The sequence below is a fragment of the Thalassobacter sp. genome (assembly GCF_982993085.1).
Genome location: NZ_CEZFMW010000171.1, coordinates 2,394 through 4,828 on the forward strand (window position 1 = coordinate 2,394; position 2,435 = coordinate 4,828).

Consider the following 2,435-nt stretch of genomic DNA (forward strand, 5'->3'; position numbering starts at 1 on the left):
AACAGGGGCGGTGGATCAGGAAGAGGTAAATATGAAAAAGACTCTGTTTTTGGGTGCTTTGGCTGCAACAACGCTGGCAGCATCCGGCGCATTTGCGTCCACACTTGATGAAGTCAAAGCGCGCGGCACGCTGAACTGTGGTGTGACCACAGGCGTTCCCGGCTTCGCTGAGCCCGACGCGAATGGCGTTTGGCAAGGTTTCGACGTGGCTGTGTGTCGCGCCGTGGCAGCGGCTGTACTGGGTGACGGCAATGCCGTGACTTTCGTCCCGACCACCGGCAAAACACGCTTCACCGCGCTCGCTTCCGGCGAAATCGATCTGCTGGCACGTAACACAACGTGGACATTCTCCCGTGATACGGACCTTAAGTTCGAATTCGTTGGCGTGAACTACTACGACGGTCAGGGCTTCATGGTCCCCAAAGACCTCGGCGTGTCCTCCGCGACTGAGCTTGATGGCGCGACTGTCTGCATTCAGACCGGTACAACAACCGAGCTGAACCTTGCTGACTTCTTCCGCTCCAACAACATCAGCTACGAGCCCGTGCCAATCGAAACTGGTTCCGAAGCTGTTCAGCAATATCTTGCTGGCGCATGTGACGTGTACACAACGGACCGTTCCGCACTGGCCGCTCAGCGCGCTAACTTCGAAACACCCGACGCACACGTTCTGTTGCCCGACGTCGTATCCAAAGAGCCACTCGGCCCGCTGGTACGTCACGGCGACAACGAGTGGGGCGATATCGCACGCTGGACGCTCAACGCGCTTATCACAGCTGAAGAGCTGGGTGTGACATCCGCGAACCTCGACGCCGAGTCCGGCAACCCCGAGGTTAACCGTCTGCTGGGTCGCGAAGGCGATCTGGGTGCAATGATCGGCCTCGACGCAGAGTGGGCGAAGCGCGCTCTGGCGGTTGGTGGCAACTACGGCGAGATCTTCGCGTCCAACATCGGTTCCGAGACACCGATCGGTCTGGCACGCGGGCTGAACGCCCAGTGGAAAGACGGCGGCCTGCTGTACAGCCCCCCCTTCCGCTAAGATCCGATACGGGAAGGGGCGCAACCAAGGTTGCGCCCTTTTCCTTTACAGACCACCACACACCCTAGGGCAGGGATAGCGCGACACACGCGCTGCCGCCAAACTGGCCAGACCCAGGGGAACCGGGGACAGACTTATGACCACGTTGAGTGATCCACCCAAAAGTGCGTTCCGCATCGGAATGCTGCTGAGCGATACACGGTACCGCTCCTATACGTTCCAATTCATTGCCCTTTTGGCTATTATTCTTTCTGTTAGTTATTTGGTGAGCAACCTGCTCGCCAACCTTGACCGTCTTGGTCAGGACCTGAGCTACGAATTCCTTGGTGCGCCTGCGGGCTATGACATCAACCAACAGCCCATCCCTTACAACAGTCAGGACACGCATCTTCGCGCCACTGTCGTGGGTGCGATGAATACGCTGATCGTGGCCTTTTTGGCCTGTGTAACAGCGACAATTTTTGGCGTTATCGCCGGTGTGCTGCGGCTTTCGAACAACTGGATCATCTCCAAGCTGATGTCAGTTTATGTCGAGATTTTCCGTAACATCCCCGTGCTGATCTGGCTGATCATTATCTTTACGGTCACCGCCAACGTGTTTGCGCCCATCGCAGAGTTCCGCATCCCGCGAGATGGCTCTGACCCTGCGCGAACTCTGATCTTTGGGGTGATGGCGTTCACAAACCAAGGCGTGTTCGTGCCGCGGTTGACCTTTGAAGCAGGCGGAATGTTTGTCTTTTGGACCTTCATCGCCTCGATCATCGGGATCTTTGTTTACAAAAGCTACGTCAAGAAACACCTGTTTGCGACTGGTAAGGAGCTGCCATTCTGGCTGCCCGCTCTGGCTATTTTGGTCGTGCCGACGCTTGTGATGTACTTGGTTCTTGGCCGTCCGGTGGGTGTACAACTGCCCGAAATGGGGCGTTTCCGGTTCGAGGGCGGCTTGCAGCTGCGCACCTCATTCATTGCGCTGTGGTTCGCGTTGAGCATCTATACCGGTGCCTTTATCGCGGAAAATGTGCGGGCCGGTATCCTTGCGATTTCCAAGGGCCAAACTGAGGCGGCTGCTGCGCTGGGCATTCGTCCCGGTCGGATCATGTCGCTGGTGGTGCTGCCACAAGCGCTGCGGGTTATCATTCCGCCGCTGATCTCGCAGTATCTGAACATCACCAAGAACTCATCGTTGGCGATTGCTGTAGGATACATGGACCTGACGGGTACCCTAGGGGGCATCACGCTTAACCAGACGGGTCGCGCCATAGAATGCGTGCTGCTGTTGATGTTGTTCTATCTCACGATCAGCCTTTTGATTTCGCTGTTCATGAACTGGTACAACAATTCTGTTAAATTGAAGGAGCGGTAATATGGCCCAAGATCATTCCACCGCCTTCGTCCG

2 protein-coding genes are annotated in these 2,435 nt (G+C 56.6%); both read left to right on the forward strand.

The features are described from left to right. The first annotated feature begins 31 nt into the window (after positions 1 to 31). Positions 32 to 1,039 (forward strand): amino acid ABC transporter substrate-binding protein, encoded by a 1,008-nt coding sequence (locus tag AC4GMC_RS17165; protein WP_038008589.1) that lies wholly within the window; start codon positions 32 to 34, stop codon positions 1,037 to 1,039. Between the two features lie 136 nt (positions 1,040 to 1,175). Continuing rightward, positions 1,176 to 2,402: an amino acid ABC transporter permease gene (locus AC4GMC_RS17170; protein WP_487877636.1), complete on the forward strand. Its 1,227-nt coding sequence runs from the start codon at positions 1,176 to 1,178 to the stop codon at positions 2,400 to 2,402. The last annotated feature ends 33 nt before the right edge of the window (positions 2,403 to 2,435 follow it).

Coding starts and splice junctions, on each gene's coding strand:
- AC4GMC_RS17165 (WP_038008589.1), top strand. CDS start 32: ATGAAAAAGACTCTGTTTTTGGGTGCTTTGGCTGCAACAACGCTGGCA.
- AC4GMC_RS17170 (WP_487877636.1), top strand. CDS start 1,176: ATGACCACGTTGAGTGATCCACCCAAAAGTGCGTTCCGCATCGGAATG.